We start from the raw sequence: 25,348 nt of genomic DNA, 5'->3' as shown, positions 1-25,348 counted from the left end.
TCCCTCAATTCCGGTTTTTGCAGGGGTATAGCGGGAGCATCGGGAAAAGGGAATGGAGCCGCAAAAGTAATATGTGTCACATCCATTTACTCCTTCCCAGTTACGATCGGGAAAGTCGTTAGTGCCCGTGATCAGTGATTATGACGCGGTGGTGTTTTCGATATCGCCCGAAACTGTTCCGCATCACGGATCGTAGCGCCGTCGCTCAATTGCGTGACCGTCTGACGGTAGATCATCTGCCAGGGCGTCGCATCTGCGGGGACGACAGGAATGCCTTCCATTCTTCGCCTTGCCAATTCCTGATCATCCACCAGCATGTCGCATCGACCCTGATTGAGGTCGATCCGGATCATGTCGCCCGTCCGGACAAAGGCAAGACCGCCGCCGGCTGCACTTTCGGGTGAGGCATTGAGGATGGACGGACTGTCTGCCGTGCCTGATTGCCGGCCATCGCCAATCGTTGGCAGGCTCAAGATGCCGCGTCTGATCAGGTGGTCCGGTGGCTGCATGTTGACGACTTCAGCCGAGCCGGGCCAGCCAAGCGGACCTGCACCACGAATGACCAGAATTGAGTTTTCGTCGATATCAAGGGCCGGATCATTGATGCGGGCATGATAATCTTCCGATCCATCGAAAACGATGGCGCGCCCGGTGAAGACGCCTTCATTGCCCGGCTCTCGAAGATAACGCGCCTTGAAGGCTTCTGAGATCACACTTGTCTTCATGATGGCGAAATCAAACAGATTGCCTTTCAGCACCAGGAAGCCCGCGCGCTCCCTCAGCGGCTGCCCATAGGGTCTGATCACGTCTCGATCGGTGGATTCTCGTTCCCTCACGTTTTGGCCGATCGACTGACCTGTCACGGTCTGACAGTCACCGTCTAGCCTGCCAGCCTGAAGCAGTTCCCACATGATGGCGGGCACGCCTCCGGCGCGGTGGAAGCGTTCGCCCAGATAGGCGCCGGCCGGCTGGACATTGGCGAGAAGCGGAATGTCGAAACCCTCGATCTGCCAGTCCTCGGGCGTCAGCTCGACACCTGCATGTTTTGCCATGGCCATCAAATGCGGCTGCGCATTGGTGGAGCCGCCAATGGCCGAATTGACCCGGATGGCATTGAGAAAGGCCTCGCGCGTCAGAATGCGGGATGGTCGGATATCGTCCAGCACCAGTTCCACGGCCCGCCGACCGGTGCGATAGGCCATCTGCCCGCGTTCGCGATAGGCAGCCGGTATCGCCGCACAGCCGGTCAAAGACATGCCGAGCGCTTCGGCCATGGCATTCATGGTGGAAGCCGTACCCATGGTGTTGCAATGGCCGATGGACGGAGCCGAATCCAGCGCCCTTTCGAGGAACTCCTCGCGCGTGATTTCGCCTGCGGCATATTTGCGCCTCGAGCGCCAGATGACGGTCCCGGAGCCGACCAGTTCCCCATCATGCCAGCCATCCAGCATCGGCCCGCCGGACAGGACAATGGCGGGAATATCAACCGTGGATGCGGCCATCAGAGCGGAGGGAGTTGTCTTGTCGCAACCGGTGGTCAGGACCACTCCATCCAGCGGATAGCCGTAAAGGATCTCGACCAACCCCAGATAGGCGAGGTTTCTGTCAAGGGCCGCCGTCGGGCGCTTGCAGTTTTCGAACAGAGGATGAGAGGGAAACTCGATCGGAATACCGCCCGCGTCGCGAATACCGTCGCGTACCCGCTTGGCAAGCTCGATGTGGTGACGATTGCAGGGATTTATGTCACTGCCAGACTGTGCAATGCCGATGATCGGCTTTCCGGCCCGCAGTTCCTCGGGCGTTGTGCCAAAGTTCATGAACCGCTCCAGATAGAGCGCCGTCATGTCCAGATGGTCGGGATTGTCAAACCAGTCTTGCGAGCGCAGGCGGCGTTTCGGTCTATCGTTGTTCGTCACCGGTCTTCCCGTCCGTCAGAGTGATTGATCTTTTCCAGATGCAGAAGAAGAGCGCTGTGGTCCTTGTCCCCATGGCCGTCTGCCACAAAGGCTTCGAATTCTGCTCGCACCTGTTTGCTGAGCGGCAAGTCCAGCAAAAGGCTTTCTGCCATGGCCGCAACAGAATTGAGATCCTTGAGTTGCAGGCGGGAAGGACCGCCGGGTTCAAAGCGACGATCCACCATGCGTTGCCCGTGCAGTTCGAGAATCCTGCTTTCGGCAAAACCGCCGCGAATGGCCTCACGAAACTTTGCCCGTGACGCACCGCCGGCTTCCACCAGCATCATGGCTTCCGCCACAGCACCTATGGTGATGGCAACGATCTGCTGATTGGCGAGCTTGCAGATCTGGCCGGCCCCGGAGGGTCCGACATGGGTGACGCGTCCCAGCGGTTCGAAGACGGCCGCAAGTCTCGCTACAACCTCTGGATCTCCGCCGGCCATGATGGCGAGCGTTCCAGCGTCCGCGCCCACCACCCCACCCGATACCGGAGCATCGACATGAGCGACGCCTTTGCTTTCAGCCTTGCGGCATGATCCTGCGCCATGGGCGGGGCAATCGACGATGTATCAATCACGGTTGCGCCGGGCTTGACCCGCTCTGCCGCTCCGCTTTCGAACAGGACGGCCTCAACGGCATGCCCGTCCGAGAGCATGGTAAAGATGACGTCCGCACCATCCACCGCCTCTGCGACGTTTGATGCTAGCTTCGCCCCATGGGTCACAAGCGGTTCAGCCTTGGCCATGTCGCGGTTCCAGACCGTGACTGCAAAACCGGCATTCAACAGCCGTCGCACCATGGGCGCGCCCATCAGGCCGGTGCCGAGAAAAGCAATCCCGGTTGTTTTCGTTATCTCGGTCAAATCCTGCCTCCCAGCTCGTCCTCGATATGAATGCGGATAATCTCGTCGAAAGAGGTTTCTGCTGTAAAGCCCAGTTCGCGTGCGCGCTTGGCTTCAAAACCGGGTGCCCAGCCAGCGCATATGCGCATGATCATTTCGTCCGGTTCGCGGCGTATCAGCTTGACTGCCTTGTCTCCGGCCACACGTCTCAAGGCTTCGATCTGCTCCCCGACCGTTGCACTCAATCCCGGCATGGAGAGGTTGCGCCTCGCCCCGACCTTTTCGAGATCGATGCCGGCGCCATGGATCAGGAAGCCGACAGCCGAACGCGGCGATGCATGCCAATGGCGCACGCTTTCATCGACAGGAAGGACGGCTTCCTTGCCAACAAGGGGTTCGCGCAGGATGTTGGAGAAAAAGCCGGAGGCTGCCTTGTTGGGGGTTCCCGGGCGAATGCAGATCGTCGGGAGCCGGATTCCCAGGCCGTCGAAATATCCCTTTCGCGAATAATCCGAGAGCAAGAGTTCGCAGATGGCCTTCTGCGTTCCATAGCTGGTCAGGGGCGTGGTGTGGAAATCATCCGGAATCGGGAAGGGCAGGGGAGCCCCGACCACGGCGATGGATGAGGCAAAAACCAGACGTGGCCTGTAGCCGTCTGCCTGATTGGCCTTGCGGATGGCCTCGAAAAGATCGCGGGTACTGTCCAGATTGATCCGGTAGCCCTTCTCGAAGTCCAGTTCGGCTTCGCCGGAAACAATGGCCGCAAGGTGGAAGATTACGTCCGGTCGCTCCCTTATGAGGCTTTCGGCAGCATCCGGGCTCGTCAGATCAAGGGTCTTGATCGCGAGCTTGCCGCCAAAGCCCGTCGGAGCCTGTGCCGGCACGACATCGGCCAGGGTCAGGCTGTTGATAGCCTTGCCTTGAAGGCTGCCGTCGGTTGTAAGCCGCTGTGCCAGCTTGCTGCCCACCATTCCGGCGGCGCCAATAATCAGTATCTTCATGGGCTGGCGTCTCCTCTTCCTCATTCTTGCAAACCATTTGGCTGGACCAATGGCTTTGCCACAAAAAGTATTTGTAGGGTTGTCTGATAACCTTATATCATGCCGTTGAAAACTGAATTGTTCGAAATCCGCATCCGGCAGCTGATGCGCGGGAGATCGGGGACCAAAATGGAAGTACGGAAAACAGGGACGGGTGGGGCCGCGCGAGCCGATGATCTTGTTGCGGAACTGGCCGCAAGGCTTGGCCCGGACTGTGTCCTGTCCGGTCCCGAAGTTCTTGGCTATTGCCGGGACTGGCACGGCGATGTGACCACCGGGGCTTTGGCTGTCCTTCGGCCACGAAATACCCAGGACGTTGTCAGATCGGTTCGCGCCGCCGCAGAACTTAAGCTGGCCATCGTCCCCCAGGGCGGAAATACCGGCCTGGTGCTTGGTGCAATACCAGATCAGCCTTCAGGACAGGTGATCATCAGTCTCGAGCGGATGACGGAGATCCGCAGTCTCGAGCCCGATGACTTCTCCGTGGTCGCAGAAGCCGGTGTTATCCTCTCTGACCTCAAGGAAAAGGTTGAGGAAAGCGGTCTCTTCTTCCCCCTATCGCTGGGTGCGCAGGGCTCCTGCCGCATTGGCGGCAATGTCTCGACCAATGCCGGCGGCATCAATGTCCTGCGTTATGGCATGACCCGGGACCTCGTCCTCGGCCTTGAAGTCGTGCTCCCCGATGGCAGCATCTTCGAAGGTCTCTCGACTCTGCGCAAGGATAATCGCGGCATCGATCTCAAGCAGTTGTTTATCGGTGCCGAAGGAACACTCGGCATCATTACCGCCGTTTCGCTCAAACTGATGCCGAAAGTGGAGCAGGTGGCGACCGCTTTGCTCGGATTGGCCTCTCTTGATGACGCGATTGCGCTTTATCGTCGGGCGAGGCGCGATTGCTGCGACTTGATGTCGGCCTTCGAATTCATGCCGCCGCTTGCTTTCACGCTCGCCCGTGAGGCCATGCCGGATCTTCCCCTTCCGATGAAGGACCACTATCCGGCCTATGTCCTGATGGAGATCTCCGGATCCGGTCTCGTCGATGTGGATGATCTGATGCAGCGCTTCCTCGAAGCCGTGATGGAAGACGGACTTGTGCTTGATGGCGTCGTTGCTCAGTCTCGCCTGCAGGCCCGCAATCTCTGGCTCTTTCGTGAAGGCATGAATGAAGGGCAGGCAAAAAGAGGACTGCATCTCCGGACGGATCTTTCAGTGTCCCTCTCCCGACTGGCGGAATTCGTTGGCGAGGCGGAAGCGGCGGTGCGGGCCCGTCTGCCCGAATGTCTGTGTGTTTCCTACGGACATGTCGGCGATGGCAATGTCCATCTGAACGTCCTGCCGCCAAGTGACCTGTCCTTGGCGGAAAAAGCCGAGATGATTGCGAAATCCAAGTTGGTCCTCAACGAGGTCCTTGATAGGTTCGGGGGCTCGATCAGTGCAGAACATGGCATTGGACGGCTGAAGCGGGACGATTTTCTGAAGCGCTTGCCAAAGCCGCAGGCCGATCTTCTGGCGGCGATCAAGCAGGCGATCGATCCGGACCGGATCATGAATCCCGGCTGCCAATTGAATTTTGACGGCATTTGGTGAAAAACCGGTTCGCATGCGAACCGAAAAAGGGCGATCGATCGATGGATTTGGGGCAGATGAATCTGGGGCATATTCGGCGCAACGAGCACTTGCCGACCCGAATTGCGGCACAGATTGCATCCGAGATTCATGAGGGGCGACTGCAGCCAGGTGAAAGGCTTCCCACCGAACATGTCCTGGCGAAGACACTGGGCGTCAGCCGTTCGGTCATCCGCGAGGCAATCGCGCAATTGCGCAATGAAGGTCTTGTCGAAACCCGCCAGGGGGTCGGCGCCTTCGTCAGCGAACGTTCGACACGCCCGATCAGGATCAAGGATGGAGAGCTTTTCGACCGACAGAGTTTCCGGGCCCTCTTCCAGCTTCGGGTTCCCCTTGAAATCGAGGCAGCGGGACTGGCAGCGGTACATCACACGGATGAGGATCTTGCCGAGATCGACGCCGCCTTAGCCCGAATGTCGGGTGCGGAAAAATGGACGGAAGAGGGGATCATTGCCGATCTCGCGTTTCACCGCGCCGTAGCTGAAGCAACCCAGAACGAATATTTTGCAATGTTCATCGGCTTTATCGCCGAACGTATCAGTCAGGCGATCAATGCCGCCCGCTCCAGAGCCGTCCTCGAAGAAATCGTCGAGGTGACCATCGCAGAGCATGTCGTGCTTCGCGACGCGATCATGAGCCGCGATGCGCGAGCCGCGCGCGAGGCGATGCGCCAGCATTTGCACGGGGCAGCGACGCGGATCGATCTCAGTCTGGAGCAGTTCTGAGTTCAGCCGCCCGCATCGGCAGGGAAGGCGAAAAGCGGCAGAAAAAGCACCGCTGCCGATTGCAGGCTGGACAGGGCGGGAATCTCGTTTTATGACTTTGCGGGTGTAGTTGTCAGACATCCTGACAATAGGGCAAGGCAACGGGAGATGCCTTGTCTTGAGACGGGGAGGAGGTCCAGTCTTGGCGCCAGAACAAAGCCTCAGGGCAGTTGACATCCTGCCGCGCGACGTCGCCGAAGCGGTCCTTGTCGGTCGCGTCTGGAGCGATGTGGAGGGCGGTCCCTGTCCTGTACTGGTTCGGGACGGACATGTGCTTGATCTCACTTCGGTGTCGGCGACCATGGCAGGTCTCCTCGAGATCGATGGCCTTGTGACGCGGCTGTCACAGATAGACGCCGAATTGCCCGTCCTCGGCAGCATCGATGATTTTCTGGCCGGAAGATCCGGCAGGCTTTTGGCACCGGTCGATCTCCAGGCGGTCAAGGCTGCCGGGGTCACCTTTGCCGACAGCATGCTCGAGCGTGTCATCGAAGAGCAGGCCAAGGGCGATGCTGGCCGGGCTCAGGACATCCGCGCGCGCCTCGCTCCCGTGCTGGGAGACAGTCTGCGGGGCCTGGTCGCAGGGTCGGATCAGGCCGCGCGGGTGAAATCCCTGCTTCAGGAAATGGGGCTGTGGTCCCAGTATCTTGAAGTCGGGATCGGGCCAGACGCTGAAATCTTTACAAAGGCGCAGCCGATGTCCGCCGTCGCATGCGGTGATCTTGTTGGCATTCATCCGATCTCAGAGTGGAACAATCCTGAACCAGAGGTGGTTCTTGCAGTCAGGTCGGATGGCACCATCGTCGGCGCCACGCTCGGCAATGACGTGAACCTGCGCGATGTCGAAGGTCGCTCGGCGCTCCTGCTCGGAAAGGCCAAGGACAACAATGCCGCCTGTGCCATCGGCCCCTTCATCCGCCTCTTTGACCGGAATTTCACTCTTGACGAGCTCAAGACGCTTCGGCTTTCGCTTGTTGTTTCAGGGCAGGACGGGTTCGAGATGACAGGTGAAAGCGCCATGGCGTCCATCAGCCGAACGCCCGAAAATCTCGTTTCGCAGCTTCTCAATCGCAACCATCAATATCCTGACGGTGCCGTCCTCTTCCTCGGGACGATGTTTGCGCCGGTGAAGGACAGACGCGGTGCAGGCCTCGGCTTCACCCATGAAGTCGGCGATCGCGTCGAGATTTCAACGCCTGCCCTGGGTGCCCTGATCAACTGGGTAGAACGGACCGATGCCTGTGCGGAATGGACCTTCGGGACGCGGGCACTGATGCAGAACCTGGCCCGGCGCGGCCTCCTCGACCGGGTATGAGGTGATCATGACCAGGCTTGTCGACCTGTTCTATCGATTTCTCGAGACCCTGCTGATCCTGCTCCTGTCGGGCATGGCCATCATGGTCTTTGTCAATGTCGTTCTGCGCTATGCCTTCAATTCCGGGCTGACGGTGTCAGACGAAATGGCGCGATACTTCTTCGTCTGGCTGACCTTCATCGGTGCTGTCGTCGGATTTCGCGAATATGGCCATATGGGGGTCGAGACGCTGGTCGCCCGCTTCGGCCGCAAGGGCCGCCAGATCTGCATGTTTCTGACCAATCTGGTCATCCTTGGTGTGTCCCTCCTCTTCTTCTGGGGCACGTGGAAGCAATTGCCGATCAATGTCAGCATGAGCGCGCCGGTCACAGGCCTCTCCATGGGCTGGGTCTACGGGATCGGCTTCTTCACCGGTGCCGGATGCAGCCTGATTGCGCTTGAACGCCTGTTCCGCCTTGCCACCGGCAGGGTCACTGAACACGAGATTGCAGCCTTTGCCGGCGAGCGTCACGGCGTCGATCAGCATGCGGAGCGCAGCACATGACCCTGGTCGTCTTCGTTGTCTCTCTGCTCGGTGCGATGGCAATCGGCGTTCCTGTGGCCTTTGCCCTGATGTTCTGCGGCGTCACCCTCATGTGGTACATGGGGATGTTCAACAGCCAGATCATTGCCCAGAACATGATCGCCGGCGCCGATACCTTCACCCTGCTTGCCATTCCCTTTTTCGTCCTTGCCGGCGAACTGATGAATGCCGGGGGACTTTCCCGCCGCATCATCGAGTTCGCCATTGCCTGTGTCGGACATATCCGCGGCGGGCTCGGCATTGTTGCCATCATGGCGGCGATCATCATGGCCAGTATCTCCGGCTCGGCCGCTGCCGATACGGCGGCTCTTGCGGCCATCCTCATCCCGATGATGGCGAAAGCCGGTTACAATGTGCCGCGCTCCGCCGGCCTGATCGCTTCGGGCGGCATCATCGCGCCGGTCATCCCACCCTCCATGGCCTTCATCATTTTCGGTGTCGCGGCCAATGTCTCCATCACGCAGCTCTTCATGGCAGGCATCGTTCCCGGCATCCTGATGGGACTTTCGCTCATCATCGCTTGGCAAATCGTGGTTCGGAAGGACGACGTCGAGGCGCTGCCAAAGGCACCGGCGCGCGAGCGCCTCAGGGCAACCGGTCGTGCCGCCTGGGCGCTTGGCATGCCGGTCATCATTCTGGGTGGTATCAAGGCGGGTGTGGTCACACCGACAGAGGCCGCCGTCATTGCCGCGGCCTATGCGCTGTTCGTCGGCACGGTGATTTACCGAGAACTGAAGCTCAGGGATCTGCCACGGGTGATCCTGCAGGCAGCGAAAACCACATCGATCATCATGTTCCTGGTCTGCGCAGCTCTGGTTTCGGCCTGGCTGATCACGGCGGCGAACATTCCCGGCGAAATCACGCGCTTCATCGAGCCGCTGATCGATCGTCCGATGTTGTTGATGTTCGTGATCATGCTGCTCGTGCTCGTCGTCGGGACAGCGCTCGATCTGACGCCGACCATCCTGATCCTGACGCCGGTGCTGATGCCGATCATCAAGCAGGCGGGTATCGACCCGGTCTATTTCGGGGTGATGTTCATCATGAACTGCTGCATCGGCCTCATCACGCCGCCAGTCGGCGTGGTTCTCAATGTCGTCAGCGGCGTGGGAAGGGTGCCACTTGGGAGGGTGGTCACCGGCATTACGCCTTTCCTGCTGGCCCAGGTGCTGGTGCTGATGCTGCTCGTTGTCTTTCCGGACATCGTCATCATACCGGCGCAGTGGCTGCGCTGACAGACACAGGTTCAACAGTCTCATACCAAGTCCAAGGGAGGATACATCATGAGAAAACTGCTACTGACAACCACCGCGCTTGCTTTCGCCGTCACGGCGGCGGCACCAGCCTTCGCCCAGTTCAATGATCGCACGATCCGTGTGTCGAACGGCGTCAATGCTGACCACCCGGTCGGCAACGGCATCACCGCCATGCAGGCATGCCTTGATCAAAAGAGCGGCGGCAAGCTGAAGCTGCAGGCTTTCTGGGGCGGTGCCCTCGGCGGCGACCTGCAGGCAACCCAGGCTCTGCGCTCCGGCGTCCAGGAAGCCGTGGTCACGTCATCGTCACCACTCGTCGGCATCGAACCGGCTCTCGGCGTCTTTGACCTGCCCTTCCTCTTCGCCAATGCCCAGGAAGCCTATCAGATCTTGGACGGCGAATTCGGGGATATGATGAATGAGAAGCTGGAAGCGGCCGGCCTCATCAATCTCGCCTATTGGGAGAACGGGTTCCGCAATCTGTCGAATTCCGTTCGACCCGTCACCAAGTGGGAAGACTTCGAGGGGATGAAGGTTCGCGTGATGCAGAACAATATCTTCCTGGATACCTTCCAGAACCTTGGCGCAAACGCCACCCCGATGGCTTTTGGTGAGGTTTTCTCCGCCCTTGAAACAAAGGCGATCGATGCTCAGGAAAACCCCTATGTGACGATCGATACCTCGAAGTTCTTCGAAGTGCAGAACTATATCACCGAGACGAACCACGCCTATACGCCGTTCCTGTTCCTGTTCTCAAAGCCGATCTTCGACACGTATACGCAAGAAGAACAGGCTGCCTTGCGGGAATGCGCAGCCGTGGGCCGTGACTTGCAGCGCAGCGTCATTGGCGATCTGAACAAGCAGTCTCTGGAGAAGATCAAGGCCGCCGGCCTTCAGGTGAACGTCCTGTCCGAAGAAGAACAGCAGCGGATTCGGGAAAAGTCCATGGTCGTTTACGAAAAGCACAAGGACACGATCGGCGCTGACATCGTCGATTCGATCCTCGCCGAGCTTGCCGAGATCCGCAAATAATCTCCCTGGTCGCAGCCCATAAAGGCTGGATCAGAAGGAGCCCGCAAATTGGGAACCGTTGCGGGCTCCTGCCTTTTCTCCGTTGGAACTTTCATTCGGGAACAGCGGGCAGGATCTTGTCCCGCTTCTTCAATTGTTGCTCACGGAAGAAGATGAAGAGCCCCGAACCGACGATCAGGGCAGCACCGATCAGCATGGTCGTGCGCGGCACATCCCCGAAGAACAGCCAGCCGAAGACCACCGCCCAGAGCAACAGGGTGTATTGCAGCGGCGCCACCGTGGCGGCGTCTGAAATCTTCAAGGCCCGATTGACCAGCATATGGGCGCTCATGGCCACAATGCCCAGGAGACCGAGCATCAAGACGTCCGTCACGGTGGTCAGCGGTGTCCAGTCGAAGGGGGCAAAGACAAGACCGGCAATCGCAGCACCTGCCGTCTGAAAGAAGACCAGTGTCTTGTCTGGCGTTGCCCGCAACGAGCGACCCGAAAGCATCATGAAGGCGAAGGCAGCCGTTCCGATAATCGATATCAGGGCGGGTGCCGTGAACATGGCGCCGGACGGTTCAAGCGCAATGATGACACCCAGAAATCCGATGGCGATGGCAGTCCAGCGCCGCCATCCGACCTTTTCTCCAAGCAGAAAGGGAGCGGCTGCAGCCACATAGATCGGTGCTGCCAGCCAATAGGTCATGACATCGGCCAGCGGCAGATACATGACGGCATAATAAAAGCAGAAGAGCTCCAGTGTGGAAAAGACGACGCGGGCAAGTTGAAGCCAGGGCCGCTCTGCCTCCAGAATGGGCTTCGCACCCGCCATCCAGAGAAAAGGCGCGAGTATCAGGAGAGCTGCGAGGCTCCGGATCAGGATCACCTGACCCAGGCCGAAGCTGGCGACGAGCCATTTTCCCATGGCGTCATTGAGGGCAAAGAGAAGCATGCCGAGCAACATGACGGCGGGTCCTGCATAGGCAGAAAGAGCGTTTTTGCCGAGCGAGCTTGGCGTTGAGGTCGTCATGGTGGCTCCGTAGAGATGACGAGAAGCAGGGGCTTCAAAGGATAGACTGGTCCGAGATTCGGCGAGCGACGGTGAAGGCGCGATCAAGGTCCGGATTGAGCTCCATACCGAGACCGGGGCCTGGCGGCACGGTGATCATGCCGCTCTTGACCTCCGGCAAGGCCGTCACGAGGTCGCGATACCAGGTCCGATAAAAGGCGCGTACGCTTTCCTGAACAAGCGCATTTGGAGCGTTGAGGGACAGATGGGTCGAGGCGCACAGGACAACCGGTCCCGTGCAGTCATGTGGTGCCACAGGCAGGTGCCAGGCTTCCGCCATGGCGGCGATCTTTCGCGCTTCCGAAATGCCACCGCACCAGGAAACATCCAGCATGACGATGCCGGCGACGCCCGTCTCCAGATAGTCACGGAAGCCCCAGCGAGTGGCCAGTGTCTCCGAGGCCGAGATTGGTGCCGGTGAGACCTCTGCATAGCGCCTGAGGCTTGAAAGACTGTCCATCTTGATCGGATCTTCATGCCAGAAGGTCTGGAAGGGAGCGAGCGCCTTGGCAATCTGCAAGGCCGGCAGCAATTGCCACATGGAGTGGAATTCCACCATGATGTCCATTCGGTCGCCAACGGCCTTGCGGATTTTTTCGAACGGAACCAGAGCCTGTTTCAGGTCGCCGGCAGAAATGTAACTTCCGCGCGTCTGTTCGGCTGCCGCATCGAAAGGCCAGATCTTCATCGCGGTGATGCCGTCTTCGAGCAGGGAATGGGCAAGCTCGTCCGCCCTGTGCAGGAAACCGTTGAGGTCGTCATAATCACTCCCGGCTGCCAGCCCGTAGTTTGCTGTCGTCTGTCCCGTCGCCTTCTTGATGTATTGCGTGCCGGCACAGGTGTTGTAGGTACGGATCTCGCGGCGCGTGAAACCACCCAGAAGCTGTGCTATCGGTTGGCCAGTGACTTTGCCGAAGAGATCCCAGAGCGCGATGTCGAAGGCGGAATTGCCCCTGACTTCTGCCCCTGAGGACCTGAACCCGACATAGCCGACCAGATCCGAAGCCAGTCTGTCGATCTCCAGCGGATCTCGTCCGATCACGCGCGGTGCAACATATTCATGGAGATAGGCTTCGACCGTTTCGGCCCCGAAAAAGGTCTCGCCGAGGCCGGCCAATCCTTCATCGGTATGGACCAGAACCCATAGTAGATTGGCCCGCTCCGCAATACGCACAGTCTCGATTGATGTGATCCTCACGCCGTCCTCCCGTCCAATTGCGAAGCCTTTTTTGGGCTGGTCCGTCATGCTGATTTGTCATGTTGTCGGACAAGATGTTTTAGTGATGATTGCCGGCAGCTTTCAAGGACAATCTCGCGTCGTTGTCAGCTTGATCGGATGAAGTTGGTCGACCGTCGATCAAAGCGGCGGCGGGGACGAACTGGCTGTAGAAACTTGAGGCAGACCCCACATCTGACCCCTGTTCGAGGGTCACGTTGAGGCCCCGGGGGCCTTAGCCGCCCAGCATACCGGAACGCGATCGTGAATTCATCGAAAGCTGTCGCTGATCTTGTCCAGCGACCCGATACGATGCTTTATAGGCGGCATGGCATTCACCTTTCGTCAGTTGCAGTATTTTGTCGCCGTCGCCGAGCAGGGATCGGTGACGCGCGCCGCCCAGAACCTGTCGATCTCGCAATCCTCGGTCACCGAGGCGATCAAGGAACTGGAGGGCGATCTCGGCGTCGAGCTCTTCGAGCGCCACCCGCGCGGCCTGACCATTACCCATAACGGGCACCAGTTCCTGCGCCATGCAACGAAGATCCTTGCAGACGTATCCGATGCCAGAAACGTATTCAACGACACCCGTAACAACACTGGTGGCACCTTGAATATCGGTGTGACATCCCTGGTTGCTGGTTATGTCCTGTCTGACCTTCTGGCGCGTTATCGCCGCGCCTGTCCCGATGTGGAGGTCTCGGCGATGGAGGACAACGGCTCCTATCTGGAGCACTTGCTGGTCGGTGGCGAGCTGGATGTTGCGGTCATGGTCATTTCCAACCTGCGTGATCGCATGGCGCTGCAGGCCGAAATCCTCGAAACCTCGCCCTATCGGCTGTGGCTGCCCATTGGCCACCCGCTCGTCTCCGCCGATATCATATCCGTCCAGGATATCGCCCGCGAACCGCTGATCATGCTCACGGTCGACGAAATCGAGGAAAACACGGGCAAGCTTCTATCGGCGCTCGGTGCGCGTCCGCATGTCGCCTTCCGTACCCGCTCTGTCGAAGCCGTGCGCAGCCTGGTCGCCACCGGCGCCGGCGTGGCGCTTCTGCCCGATCTCGTCTACCGCCCCTGGTCTCTCGAAGGGGACAGGATCGAGAGCAGGGACGTCTCGGGAGCCTTGCCGGTCGTGCAGGTCGGCATGGTCTGGCGCAAGGGGTCAAGCCTTCCCCAGGCGGCACGCGACTTTGTGGGAATTGCCGAAGCAAGCCGGAGTGGGCGCGCCAGGTAAGTCGTCAATCTATCGGAAAAACCGATACCGTCATTCTGGCGAATGAATTTGCGAATGCGGTTAATTCGCGGCAACCTTTCAACCGGGAACAAATGGCCAGCAAGAATGCGGCCCTCACAACCGGGAGACCTTGCGATGAAATCTCTTCTGAAGTCTTGCACTGTCCTTGCCACCGTCCTGAGCTTTGCGTCGACGGCAGTCGCTCAGGAGCCCCTGAAGGAACTGGGGCCGGGCGAAGGCGCGCTGTCCATCGTCGCCTGGGCCGGCTATATCGAGCGCGGCGAAACGGATCCCAATTTCGACTGGGTCACCGAATTCGAGAAAAAGACCGGCTGCATGGTCTCGGTCAAGACTGCCGCCACCTCGGACGAAATGGTCGCCCTGATGAACGAAGGCGGCTTCGACCTCGTCACAGCCTCGGGCGATGCATCGCTGCGCCTCGTCGCCGGCAAGCGCGTCCAGCCGATCAATACGGCCCTCATCCCCTCCTGGAACACCATCGACGAGCGCCTGCAGAACGCGCCCTGGCACACCAAGGACGGCGTCCACTATGGCACGCCTTATGTCTGGGGCCCGAACGTCTTGATGTACAACACCAAGGCCTTCGGCGACAAAGCCCCCGACAGCTGGAACGTCGTCTTCGAAGAGATGACGCTTCCCGACGGCAAGTCGAACAAGGGCCGCATCCAGGCCTATGACGGCCCGATCCATGTGGCAGATGCCGCCAATTACCTGATGTTCCACAAGCCGGAACTCGGTATCAAGGACCCTTACGAGCTGAACGAAGACCAGTACAAGGCAGCCCTTGATCTCCTGCGCGTCCAGCGCACGCTGGTGAGCCGCTACTGGCACGACGCCTTCATCCAGATCGACGACTTCAAGAACGAAGGCGTTGTCGCCTCAGGCTCCTGGCCCTTCCAGGTCAATCTCCTGAAGGCCGACCAGCCGATTGCCTCGGTCTTCCCGAAGGAAGGCGTCACCGGCTGGGCCGATACGACCATGCTGCATGTCGACAGCGAGCATCCGAACTGCGCCTATATGTGGATGGAGCATTCGCTCTCGCCCAAGGTCCAGGGTGACGTCTCCGCCTGGTTCGGCACGGTTCCCTCGGTTCCCGCCGCCTGCAAGGGCAATGCGCTCCTGACCGACGAAGGCTGCGCCCGCAACGGCTTCGACAACTTCGAGAAGATCAAGTTCTGGAAGACCCCGGTTTCCAAATGCGAAAGCCAGGGCGAATGCGTCCCCTACCACCGCTGGGTCTCGGACTATATCGGCGTGATCGGCGGACGGTGATCGCTTCCCTTCTCCCCAGCGGGGAGAAGGTGGTCCGCAGGACCGGATGAGGGGAGGCGAAGCCTCTAGCCTCTTGTGGGCCGCTTGGCCTTCGGCCCCCTCATCGCCTCGCTACGCTCGGCACTTCTCCCCGCTGGGGAGAAGAGGCCGCCTGTCGGCGGCACACCTCACATACCTCTGGAGTCCTTGATGACCGCAGCCGTCTCCTTCTCGAAGGTCTCGCGCCATTTCGGCAGCGTGAAAGCCGTCGATGCCGTCGACCTGACTGTCGAGCCAGGCGAATTCTTCGCCATGCTCGGCCCCTCCGGCTCCGGCAAGACGACCTGCCTGCGCCTGATCGCCGGCTTCGAACAGCCGACGTCAGGCCATATCGAGATCTTCGGCGAAACGGCCGAGGGCGTGCCGCCCTATCGCCGCAACGTCAATACGGTCTTCCAGGACTATGCCCTCTTCCCGCACCTGAACATTCTCGACAACGTCGCCTATGGCCTGATGGTCAAGGGCGTGGGCAAGGCCGAGCGTCACCGTGAGGCCGAAAAAGCCTTGGAAATGGTCAAGCTCCCCGGCTACGGCGCCCGCAAGCCCGGCCAGCTCTCCGGCGGCCAGCGGCAGCGCGTGGCGCTGGCCCGGGCGCTGGTGAACAAGCCGAGAGTGCTTTTGCTCGACGAGCCGCTCGGCGCACTCGACCTGAAGCTGCGCGAACAGATGCAGGAGGAGTTGAAGAGCCTGCAGCGCGCGCTCGGCATCACCTTCGTCTTCGTCACCCATGACCAGGGCGAGGCACTCTCCATGGCCGACCGTGTCGCCGTCTTCAATGACGGCAGGATCGTCCAGGCCGGAACCCCGCACGAGATCTACAAGCGTCCGCGCACCCGCTTTGTCGCCGATTTCGTCGGCTCCTCCAATGTCATCGCACCGGAGGCGATGAAAGCTCTGGGCGGCGAGGCCCGCTGGACGAGCCTGCGCCCCGAAGCCATCCGTATCGTCTCGGACGGCGGCGTCGAGGCGACCGCGCGATCGGTGAGCTTCCTCGGGGCCTCGACCAAGCTCTTCGTCGAAACGGCGGTCACCGCCCTCACCGTCTCGCTGCCCGCCGGTCAACCCGCACCGCAGAGCGGCGAAAGCATCCGCATCTCCTGGTCGCCCACCGACCTCCACCATATGGAGGAGGCTGAATGACGGCGATCTCCCCACCCGCGATTGCCCCTGGCCGCCCAGGCCTGATGGGGCGGCTCTCGGATCTGTTCTGGCGGCGTCCCAACCTCTTGCTGATCCTGATGCTGGTGCCGCCGCTGCTCTGGCTTGGCATCATCTATGTCGGATCGCTCTTTGCGCTGCTCCTGCAGAGCTTCTTTTCGATCGACGACTTTTCCGGTCTGATCAATTACGAATTCACCCTGGCCACCTACCGCCAGTTGCTGCATCCGGCCAATTTCGACATCATCGCCCGCACGCTGCTGATGGCCGGTGCAGTCACCCTAGCCTCCGCCGTGATCGCCTTTCCGATCGCATACTTCGCGGCCCGTTATGCCAGGGGCAAATGGAAGGCCGTCTTCTATCTCGGCATCATGCTGCCGCTCTGGTCGAGCTATCTCGTCAAGGTCTATGCCTGGAAGCTGATCCTTGCCAAGGAAGGCATCCTCACCTGGATCTTCGAGAAGCTGCATCTGTCCTGGCTGCTTGACGGCCTGCTGGCGACACCCGTGATCGGCGGCAGTTCGCTTTCGATCAGCTATATCGGCACCTTCATCGTTTTCGTCTATGTCTGGCTGCCCTTCATGATCCTGCCAACCCAGGCAGCCCTGGAACGGGTTCCCGGCAACCTGATCGAGGCTTCGGGGGACCTTGGCGCAAGACCGGGCCAGACCTTTCGACACGTCCTTTTTCCGCTCGCTCTGCCCGGCATCATTGCCGGTTCGATCTTCACTTTTTCGCTGACCATGGGCGATTACATCGTGCCACAGATCATCGGTACCTCGCGCCTGTTCATCGGCCAGGCCGTCTATGCCCAGCAGGGCACGGCGGGCAATATCCCACTCGCCGCCGCCTTCTCCGTTGTGCCCATCGTCATCATGGGCATTTATCTCACCATCGCCAAACGCATGGGGGCGTTCAATGCGCTCTGATCGCTCCCAATCTGCAGGTCTGTCGCTCAAGATCGCGGCCATTGCCGGTCTTGCCTTCCTGCACCTGCCGATCCTCTTGATCTTCGTCTATGCCTTCACGACGGAGGAGAAAAGCTTCCAGTGGCCGCCACCGGGTTTTACCGCGAAATGGCTCGCCGTGACCTGGAACCGGCCCGATGTCTGGGAGGCCCTCTGGCTCTCGGTCAAGGTCGCCAGCATCGCCACCGTGATTGCGCTGGTGCTCGGCACGCTTGCCGCCGCAGCCGTTGCCCGCACCAGGTTCTTCGGTCGCGAAGTGATCTCGCTGCTCGTCATCCTGCCGATCGCGCTGCCCGGCATCATCACCGGTATCGCGCTGCGCTCGGCCTTTTCGCTGGCAGATATCCCCTTCTCCTTCTGGACCATCATCCTCGGCCACGCGACGTTCTGCGTCGTCGTTGTCTACAACAATGCGGTGGCCCGCTTCCGCCGCACCTCCGGCTCGCTGATCGAGGCATCGATGGATCTGGGTGCCGATGGGTTCCAGACCTTCCGCTATGTGATCCTGCCGAACATTGCGACAGCGCTTCTGGCTGGCGGCATGCTCGCCTTCGCGCTCTCCTTCGACGAGGTCATCGTCACCACGTTTACCGCCGGCCAGCAATCGACCTTGCCGATCTGGATGCTGGAAGAACTGATCCGCCCACGCCAGCGCCCGGTCACCAATGTGGTCGCGATGGTTGTCGTGATCGTCACTTTCCTGCCGATCCTGGCTGCCTATTATCTGACCCGCGATACCGACCAGACCGCAGGCAGCGGCAAATGATGAACCACCGACCCGGCGCGACCTTTCCCGCCCGGGCTCGCAATTGAAGTCTGATAAAAAGGGAGAACGACATGGACACCCAGATGCTGATCGGCGCCAAATTCGAAGCCGGCACAGAGACGGACGAGAAGATCCTGAACCCCAAGACCGGCGATGTGATCGTCGATCTCCCCGAGGCCTCGCTTGCCCAGGTCGAGGAAGCCGTGGACGCCGCCGAAGGCGCCTTCGTCTCCTGGTCGCAGACGACGCCCGGCCAGCGCGCCGGCTACCTGCTGGCGATCGCCGACGCGATCGAAAAGGACGCAGCCGGTTTTGCAGCCCTTGAGAGCCTCAATTGCGGCAAGCCGATCAATGCCGTGCTCAACGATGAAATCCCGGCGATTGTCGACTGCTACCGCTTCTTCGCCGGTGCGATCCGCACGCTGCAGGCGCCGGTCTCGGGCGAATATCTGCCGGGCTTCACCTCGATGATCCGCCGCGACGCCGTCGGCGTCATCGGCTCGATCGCGCCCTGGAACTACCCGCTGATGATGATGGCCTGGAAGCTTGCACCGGCACTCGCCGGCGGCAACACCGTGGTCTTCAAGCCGTCCGAACAGACGCCGCTGACGGCGCTCAAGCTCGCCAAGGTCATGGCCGACATCCTGCCCGAAGGCGTCGTCAATGTCGTGCTCGGTCGTGGTGAAAGCGTCGGCAATGCGCTGATCAACCACCCGAAGATCGCGATGGTCTCGATTACAGGCGATATCGCAACGGGCAAGAAGGTGCTGACGGCGGCGGCCAAGACCGTGAAGCGCACGCATCTCGAACTCGGCGGCAAGGCCCCGGTCATCGTCCATGACGATGCCGATATCGATGCCGTCGTCTCGGCGATCCGCACCTTCGGCTACTACAATGCCGGCCAGGACTGCACCGCTGCCTGCCGCATCTATGCGAGCGACAAGATCTATGACCGTTTCGTCGCCGATCTCGCAAGCGCCGTCTCGACCATCAAGTTCAACCAGGCCGACGACGCCGAAAACGAGATCGGCCCGCTGATTTCCAAGCGCCAGCGCGACCGCGTCGAAAGCTTCGTGACCCGGGCTGCAGAACACAAGCACATGGAAGTCGTGACCGGTGGCAAGCTCGGTTCCGAGAAGGGCTTCTTCTACACCCCGACGGTCATTGCCGGCGCGACGCAGGACGACGAGATCGTCCGCCGCGAAGTCTTCGGCCCCGTGGTTTCCGTCACCCGCTTTACGGAAGCCGAACAGGCCGTCGCCTGGGCCAATGACAGCGACTACGGCCTTGCCTCTTCCGTCTGGACCAAGGACATCTCCCGCGCCATGCAGACCGCCGCCAAGCTGCGCTATGGCTGCACCTGGATCAACACCCACTTCATGCTCTGCAACGAAATGCCCCATGGCGGCATGAAACAGTCGGGTTATGGCAAGGACATGTCCCTCTACGCGCTGGAAGACTATACCGCCGTGCGGCATGTCATGATCGCGCATTAGGGAGATGCGCTTTGTCGCATCGCACGCGACAAAGTGCTCGTCCTCACATAATCAATCCGCTCGTTGGTTCTGGAACGTCTGCCGAATAGCTTCACTGCCGGACGTCCTGGCTGACTCAGCATCTCCGATTTGACCGGGCGCTGCGTTGCAGGACTACCCATCGATGGCTAAGATTGGCGGCGGTCCGGGAAAACACGCATGGCAGCGGAAAGAACAAGGCATTGGATAGGGGTGGCGGTCGCGCTGGCGGCATGCCTCTCCATGCTTGCAGCCTGGGCGTCGTGGCGTGCCACGCTTGATCGGGTCATGGACGAGACCGCCCGCCGCGGTGACAATGTTCTGCAGCTGGCCAGCTCTTCGCTCAGCGCCCAGCTCGATCGCTTCGAACGGCTTCCTGCACTGATTGCAGAACAGGAACTGATCCGCCAATTGGCAGGTGATCCCGAAAACAGCGATCTCGTGATGGAGGCCAACCAGTATCTCGAGCGGATCCAGCAAATGCTGGATGCCTCGGATATCTACCTGATGGACCTCGAAGGCCTGACCATTGCGGCGTCCAATTACCGGCTCGAGACCTCGTTCGTTGGGGGCAATTTTGCCTTCCGTCCCTATTTCTTCGAGGCATTGGACGGCAGGATCGGTCGCTATTACGCGCTCGGTACCACGAGTGGGAAGCGGGGCTATTATTTTGGTGCGCCCGTGCGGGTCGCCGATGAGATTGTCGGCGTCCTTGTCTTCAAGATCGATCTCGATTCTGTCGAGAAGTCCTGGCGAAGCGGCGACTATGCGGTCCTGGTGACCGATCCTGACGGAGTCATCTTCCTGTCGAGCCGCAGCGAATGGCTGTTCCACGTCATGCGGCCGCTTGATGCCGCCGGCAAGGCGCGGATTGCCGCGACAAGACGTTATGCTGATACGGGGATCAAGCTTCTCGACGTCGCCGAAGACAAGAACGGCGACCGGCATGCCTTGTTGAGGATCGGCTCCTCGGAGTTCGTGCAGTCTCAGGCGACCATGGCTGGAGCCGGCTGGCAGGTTCATGCTCTGATCGACACCGCCTCTGCGCATCGAGAAGCCATGGCTTCAGCAGCCGTTGCCTTGCTTTCTGTTGCACTCATGGCTCTCGTCGGAGCCATCCTCTGGCAGAGGCGCATGCGTCTTGCCGAACGGCTTCAGATGCAAGCTGCGGCACAGGTCGATCTGGAACGGCGTGTCGAGGAAAGGACACTCGAGCTCCGCCAGGCCCAGTCCGACCTCATCCAGGCGGGCAAGCTCGCAGCACTGGGGCAGATGTCAGCGGCGCTCAGTCACGAGTTCAATCAGCCACTGGCAGCCGCGCGCACCTATGCCGACAATGCTGCGGTCCTGATGGATCGCGGACGACATGGTGATGCCAGAACCAATATCGACAGGATCATCAGCCTGATCGACCGTTTGACGGCACTCAGTGGACATTTGCGAAGCTTCGCCCGCAAGCCCGGCCAGAAGCTCAGTGCCACGGCTTTGCCAGAGGTCATTGATGCCGCCATTGAAATTGCCTCATTGCGCCTCAAAACGGCCAATGCAAGGCTCACGGTGGAGCTTCCTGCCCAGCTGCCAAGGGTGGTGGCAGGCCCGGTGAGGCTGCAGCAGGTTCTCGTGAACATCCTCTCCAACGCGGCTGACGCGGCCGAAGGCCAGGTTTCGCCTCTGATCCGTCTTGAGGCTGTTACCGACGGTGAGCACGTTCTGATCTCTGTCGAAGACAATGGGCCAGGGGTAAACGCCGCTCTCAAACCGCGAATATTCGATCCATTCTTTTCAACGAAGGGCGTGGGCAAGGGCCTCGGCCTCGGGCTTTCCATTTCCTACAACATCGTCAAGGACTTTGGTGGTGATATCGAGGTCGGGACATCGCGATTTGGAGGCGCCCGCTTCGTCATCAGGCTTCTCAAGGTGTCGGATGAAAACCCTGTTCAAGGCGTTCCGGAAATGGCAAGTGCTGCCCAATGAGTCCTTTGCGCGTTCTTCTCGTTGATGACGAACCCGACGTTCGGGCCGCCACCGCCCAGGCGCTTGATCTTGCCGGATTCCAGGTGCAGGAATTTGCGGCAGCCGAGCGCGTGCTGGAAATGGTCAGTTTTGGCTTTCCCGGCATAGTGGTGACCGATATCCGGATGCCTGGGATGGACGGGCTTACCCTGATGAATCGGGTCCATGAGATTGACCGCGATGTGCCGGTGATCCTGATTACAGGCCACGGCGACGTCCAGCTCGCCGTTCGCGCGATGCGCGAAGGCGCTCACGACTTTGTCGAAAAGCCATTTGCCGCAAGTCAGCTGTCGGAAATCGTTGCTCGAGCAGCCGATTTCCGCCGCCTGGTTCTGGAAAACCGTGTTCTCAAGGCAGCAGCAGGTCAGGTGGATGATCTGGAACAACGCCTGATCGGGCGTTCGAATGCGATGATCGATCTGCGTCGAAGGATAAGGACCATTGGCCCAAGCGAGGCTGACGTCCTGATCGAAGGTGAGACAGGTGCCGGCAAGGAGGTTGTCGCCCGTGCCCTGCATGATCTCTCGTCCCGTGCCCAGCGCCCCCTCGTCACGATTGATTGCGCGGCCTTGCCTGCCGCTCTCATCGAAAGCGAACTGTTTGGCCATGAGGCTGGTGCCTTTGCGGGAGCGCTGAGACCTCGCTATGGCAAGTTCGAGCACGCGCGCGGCGGCACTATTCTTCTGGACGATATTGCCTCCATTCCACTGGATCTGCAGGGCAAACTCGTGCGTGTCATCGAGCAGCGTACGGTTACGCGGCTCGGGTCCAACGAGGCAATCCCCCTCGACGTGCGCTTCATGGCAACGGCGCGCGTGCCGCTGGAAGCAGAGGTTCAGGCAGGACGGTTTCGCCCGGACCTTCTCTACCGCTTGAACGTGGTCACGCTTCACCTTCCATCGCTCTCAGCTCGGCGAGAAGACATTCCGCTTCTCTTTCTCCGCCTTCTTGCCGAAGCCGCCAGTCGGCACAGGGTCGAACCGCCCGAAGTCCCGCCATCGGTCATTGCTCAGCTGACGGCGAGAGACTGGCCGGGAAATGTCCGAGAATTGCGCAATGCGGCCGACCGCTTTGCTCTTGGACTTGGTGAGGGACTGGTATCCGACGCTGGTCCCGGTCGCCTGGCCGAACGGGTTGCCGAATTCGAACGACGGGAAATCGAGGCGGCTCTTGCTGTCCATCGCGGCAATTTGAAACCTGTCTACGAGTCCCTGGGTCTTTCGCGCAAGACGCTTTGGGAGAAGATGCAAAAATACGGGCTCGACAAGGCCCAGTTCGGTGCCAGCACCCTTCGTGAAGGGGAATGAAAGCCGGCAAGGCTACGCCGAAAGCCTTCGCCTTTTGGCAGCTGATCTGCGGTCTTTCCCTTCCTGATGGCGGACGTGCACGGCACTGTAACCTTAACGTCCGTTATGCGATGGGGTGCCTTTCTGCTCGGCTTGCAGATTACATCCGAGCGATTTCCGCCCACATAGTCATGGCAGCGGCGCGCAGTTCGCGATGATGGCTGGCGGAAATGTCGTGGCGGGGGATGTGGAAGAGATTGGCAACCGGATCGTGAATGGAGACGAAGCGCTGAAGATGTCGCCGTGACTTAAAGCGCTTCATGATCCGCTCTCGTCGTCGTGTTGGCTGATGGGAGTTCTCCGCCCGGTTGTTGAGGCCCTTGTGGGATCGATGCTCGACGCCGGGAATGATCTCTCGTTTCGCGGTGTCATGGGATCGGAGCTTGTCGGTAACCATCACGCGTGGCGCTCGGCCCTGGCCCTTCACGAGCTTGCGCATCAGGCGTCTGGCTGCCTTGGCGTTGCGGCGGCTTTGTACCAGCACCTCCAGCACAAATCCGTCCTGATCGACAGCGCGCCACAGCCAATGCTTCTCGCCTCGGATCGACATGACGACCTCGTCAAGATGCCACTTATCGCCGAGCTGGCCGCGCGAACGTTGAGGGATCTGGTTGGCAAAGATGCGGCCGAATTTTTCTGCCCACACCCGGATCGTTTGATAGGAAACGATGATTGCGCGCGCCGCCGGCATGTCCTCGACCATCCGCAGGCTGAGCGGAAACCGGAAACACAGCCACACAGCATGGGCGATGATCTCGGCGGGAAAACGATGGCGACGGTAAAGTGGATCTCGGTCAGTCATGGCCGAGTATCCCATATTGAAGTCCACGCTTCGTTACGTTGACGATGCCCTTCACATCGACCACAAGATTGAGAGGGGTGCTGCCTGGAGACGTTCGGCAAACGGCGTGATGCGGTCATGATCATGCAGGACGAGACCACGTACAAAACGTTCGCCGACCGCTGCCTGCAACTGGCGTAACCCGCGAAAATCATCCGATCTGACGGTCGCAGACGCTTTCACCTCGATACCGATGATCCGCCCACGCCGGTCCTCAATCACGACATCGACCTCATCCAGATCCTTGGTTCTATAGTGCGAAAACGAGACGCGTCGCTCGGACCAGGATGCAAGTTTCATCAGTTCGGAGACAACGAAACTCTCCAGTAGTGCGCCAAAACGCGTTTTGTCATCCGACAGCCTGGCCATTTCGTCCTCGCGCAAAGCCGCCATAAGTCCTGTGTCGATGAAATGGAGTTTTGGTGTTTTGACAAGCCGGCTGAGCCGATTGTTCGACCACGGGACCAGGGTTTTGATCAGGAACAGCCGCTCCAGGATCGCTATGTATTTTTGCGCGGTAACCCCGGACAAACCCAGCGCCGAACCAAAGCTGCTATTGTTGATCAATTGGCCGGCATGTTCCGCAAGGATGTTCAGGAGGCGCGGCAAACGATCGAGCTGATCGATGTTGGCAATGTCGCGCACGTCGCGATCCAGAATCAGACCGACATAGTCTTCGAGCCACGAGACACGCCGGGCAGAGGTGGTTCGCCTCAAGGCTTCAGGATAGCCGCCGGCCAATACCAAGCTCATCAATTCCTTGCCGAGAACAACCTCGCCATCAACTAATGGTTCTTCCCCCGCGAACAGCCGGTCGAGCATGAGGCCCGGACTCGATCGGATTTCAGCCTGTGCAAAGGGAAGAAGCGGAATGACGGCCATCCGTCCAGCGAGCGAGTCGGCAATAGCCGGAATGGTCGCGAGATTAGCTGAGCCCGTTAGCAGAAAGCGTCCCGGCTCCTGATCGTCATCCACGCTTGCCTTGATCGCAAGCATCAGATCGGGGGCTCGTTGGACCTCGTCGATAACCCCGCGCCTGATCCCGCGGATAAACCCGGTCGGGTCGGTCTTCGCGGCGTTCAGCGTACCTGCATCATCCAATGTGATGTATGGCCGATCCCTGTTTGAGAACATGCGCGCGAGCGTCGTCTTGCCCGCCTGCCGCGGCCCAGATATCAAAACAACACGGGTGTCGGCTAGAGCTGCCTCCACGAGAGGTAACGCTTTACGATCGACTAGGGGCTTCAAATTGTAGTGATCAGTCATACGGCCATTCTTAACTCAATTAGCGTCCAATTTAAAGTAAGATTCCGTCCGTTCCTAATCCAACAAACGTCCGATCTTGAATGACATCACTTCTGGCCGCCGATCCTCGTCAGATCGATACGAATGTCGGCATCGCCAGGCTTCGACGGCTCTTCTTTCCCCCCGGGGCGTGGCGTCGGCCTCCAGAGCCTCTTCTGCATCATCGCGGCACTGTAACCTTACCGT

At 59.9% G+C, this 25,348-nt stretch carries 20 protein-coding genes and 1 pseudogene; 14 read left to right on the top strand and 7 right to left on the bottom strand.

Annotated elements, in window-relative coordinates; all coding sequences use genetic code 11:
• Positions 1-131: 131 nt before the first annotated feature.
• From FE840_RS17775 to denD, 3 genes and pseudogenes are all read right to left on the bottom strand, one after another.
• Complete coding sequence (locus FE840_RS17775) at positions 132-1,916, bottom strand: IlvD/Edd family dehydratase (RefSeq protein ID WP_138287497.1); 1,785 nt, start codon at positions 1,914-1,916, stop codon at positions 132-134.
• A pseudogene (locus tag FE840_RS17770) lies at positions 1,913-2,766 on the bottom strand (NAD(P)-dependent oxidoreductase). Before FE840_RS17770 ends, FE840_RS17775 begins: the two are co-directional and overlap by 4 nt.
• A 47-nt stretch (positions 2,767-2,813) precedes the next feature.
• On the bottom strand, positions 2,814-3,797 hold the full coding sequence (gene denD / locus FE840_RS17765; protein WP_138287498.1) for a D-erythronate dehydrogenase: 984 nt from the start codon (positions 3,795-3,797) through the stop codon (positions 2,814-2,816).
• Positions 3,798-3,965: 168 nt separating this feature from the next.
• On the opposite strand from denD, the gene FE840_RS17760 reads away from it, so the two are divergent.
• The 6 genes from FE840_RS17760 (at position 3,966) to FE840_RS17735 (ending at position 10,412) form a co-directional block, all read left to right on the top strand.
• Positions 3,966-5,423: an FAD-binding oxidoreductase gene (locus FE840_RS17760; protein ID WP_138287499.1), complete on the top strand. Its 1,458-nt coding sequence runs from the start codon at positions 3,966-3,968 to the stop codon at positions 5,421-5,423.
• A gap of 47 nt (positions 5,424-5,470) precedes the next feature.
• Positions 5,471-6,187, top strand: coding sequence for a FadR/GntR family transcriptional regulator (locus tag FE840_RS17755; protein ID WP_171033718.1), 717 nt, complete (start codon positions 5,471-5,473; stop codon positions 6,185-6,187).
• A gap of 181 nt (positions 6,188-6,368) precedes the next feature.
• A complete protein-coding gene (locus FE840_RS17750) occupies positions 6,369-7,541 on the top strand; it encodes a fumarylacetoacetate hydrolase family protein (RefSeq protein ID WP_138287501.1) in 1,173 nt (390 codons plus the stop codon).
• 7 nt (positions 7,542-7,548) lie between these two features.
• Positions 7,549-8,085, top strand: a complete 537-nt coding sequence (locus FE840_RS17745) for a TRAP transporter small permease (RefSeq protein ID WP_138287502.1) — start codon at positions 7,549-7,551, stop codon at positions 8,083-8,085.
• Complete coding sequence (locus FE840_RS17740; RefSeq protein WP_138287503.1) at positions 8,082-9,359, top strand: TRAP transporter large permease; 1,278 nt, start codon at positions 8,082-8,084, stop codon at positions 9,357-9,359. Before FE840_RS17745 ends, FE840_RS17740 begins: the two co-directional genes overlap by 4 nt.
• 48 nt (positions 9,360-9,407) lie before the next feature.
• Entirely contained in the window at positions 9,408-10,412 is a 1,005-nt protein-coding gene (locus FE840_RS17735) for a TRAP transporter substrate-binding protein (protein WP_138287504.1), read from the top strand.
• 91 nt (positions 10,413-10,503) lie between these two features.
• On the opposite strand, the gene FE840_RS17730 is transcribed toward FE840_RS17735, so the two are convergent.
• Positions 10,504-11,427, bottom strand: a complete 924-nt coding sequence (locus FE840_RS17730) for a DMT family transporter (RefSeq protein ID WP_138287505.1) — start codon at positions 11,425-11,427, stop codon at positions 10,504-10,506.
• A gap of 34 nt (positions 11,428-11,461) precedes the next feature.
• The gene (locus FE840_RS17725) at positions 11,462-12,664 is read right to left on the bottom strand and encodes a mandelate racemase/muconate lactonizing enzyme family protein (RefSeq protein WP_138287506.1); all 1,203 of its coding nucleotides are present in this window, start codon (positions 12,662-12,664) and stop codon (positions 11,462-11,464) included.
• Positions 12,665-13,010: 346 nt separating this feature from the next.
• Here FE840_RS17725 and FE840_RS17720 point away from each other — a divergent pair, with 346 nt between their 5' ends.
• The 8 genes from FE840_RS17720 (at position 13,011) to FE840_RS17685 (ending at position 22,977) form a co-directional block, all read left to right on the top strand.
• Positions 13,011-13,919 carry a LysR family transcriptional regulator gene (locus FE840_RS17720; protein ID WP_138287507.1) on the top strand — a complete coding sequence of 303 codons (909 nt, stop codon included), beginning with the start codon at positions 13,011-13,013 and terminating at the stop codon, positions 13,917-13,919.
• Between the two features lie 135 nt (positions 13,920-14,054).
• Entirely contained in the window at positions 14,055-15,212 is a 1,158-nt protein-coding gene (locus tag FE840_RS17715) for an ABC transporter substrate-binding protein (RefSeq protein ID WP_138287508.1), read from the top strand.
• Positions 15,213-15,401: 189 nt separating this feature from the next.
• Positions 15,402-16,391: an ABC transporter ATP-binding protein gene (locus tag FE840_RS17710; RefSeq protein ID WP_138287509.1), complete on the top strand. Its 990-nt coding sequence runs from the start codon at positions 15,402-15,404 to the stop codon at positions 16,389-16,391.
• Positions 16,388-17,338, top strand: a complete 951-nt coding sequence (locus FE840_RS17705; protein ID WP_138287510.1) for an ABC transporter permease — start codon at positions 16,388-16,390, stop codon at positions 17,336-17,338. Before FE840_RS17710 ends, FE840_RS17705 begins: the two co-directional genes overlap by 4 nt.
• The gene (locus FE840_RS17700) at positions 17,328-18,143 is read left to right on the top strand and encodes an ABC transporter permease (RefSeq protein ID WP_138287511.1); all 816 of its coding nucleotides are present in this window, start codon (positions 17,328-17,330) and stop codon (positions 18,141-18,143) included. The genes FE840_RS17705 and FE840_RS17700 overlap by 11 nt, the downstream gene beginning before the upstream one ends.
• 71 nt (positions 18,144-18,214) lie before the next feature.
• Entirely contained in the window at positions 18,215-19,639 is a 1,425-nt protein-coding gene (locus tag FE840_RS17695; protein ID WP_138287512.1) for a gamma-aminobutyraldehyde dehydrogenase, read from the top strand.
• A gap of 198 nt (positions 19,640-19,837) precedes the next feature.
• Positions 19,838-21,631 carry a sensor histidine kinase gene (locus FE840_RS17690; RefSeq protein ID WP_138287513.1) on the top strand — a complete coding sequence of 598 codons (1,794 nt, stop codon included), beginning with the start codon at positions 19,838-19,840 and terminating at the stop codon, positions 21,629-21,631.
• Positions 21,628-22,977 (top strand): sigma-54-dependent transcriptional regulator, encoded by a 1,350-nt coding sequence (locus tag FE840_RS17685; protein WP_138287514.1) that lies wholly within the window; start codon positions 21,628-21,630, stop codon positions 22,975-22,977. The genes FE840_RS17690 and FE840_RS17685 overlap by 4 nt, the downstream gene beginning before the upstream one ends.
• Positions 22,978-23,116: 139 nt before the next feature.
• On the opposite strand, the gene FE840_RS17680 is transcribed toward FE840_RS17685, so the two are convergent.
• Together FE840_RS17680 and FE840_RS17675 are read right to left on the bottom strand one after the other, a co-directional pair.
• Positions 23,117-23,818, bottom strand: a complete 702-nt coding sequence (locus tag FE840_RS17680; RefSeq protein WP_138287515.1) for an IS6 family transposase — start codon at positions 23,816-23,818, stop codon at positions 23,117-23,119.
• A gap of 51 nt (positions 23,819-23,869) precedes the next feature.
• Positions 23,870-25,123: an ATP-binding protein gene (locus tag FE840_RS17675; protein WP_138287516.1), complete on the bottom strand. Its 1,254-nt coding sequence runs from the start codon at positions 25,121-25,123 to the stop codon at positions 23,870-23,872.
• Positions 25,124-25,348 lie beyond the last annotated feature (225 nt).

The sequence above is a fragment of the Peteryoungia desertarenae genome, from assembly GCF_005860795.2.
GTDB classification, from domain to species: Bacteria; Pseudomonadota; Alphaproteobacteria; order Rhizobiales; family Rhizobiaceae; genus Allorhizobium; species Allorhizobium desertarenae.
Note: the sequence above shows the minus strand (reverse complement) of the source record. Positions and strands in the feature narration are given on the sequence as shown.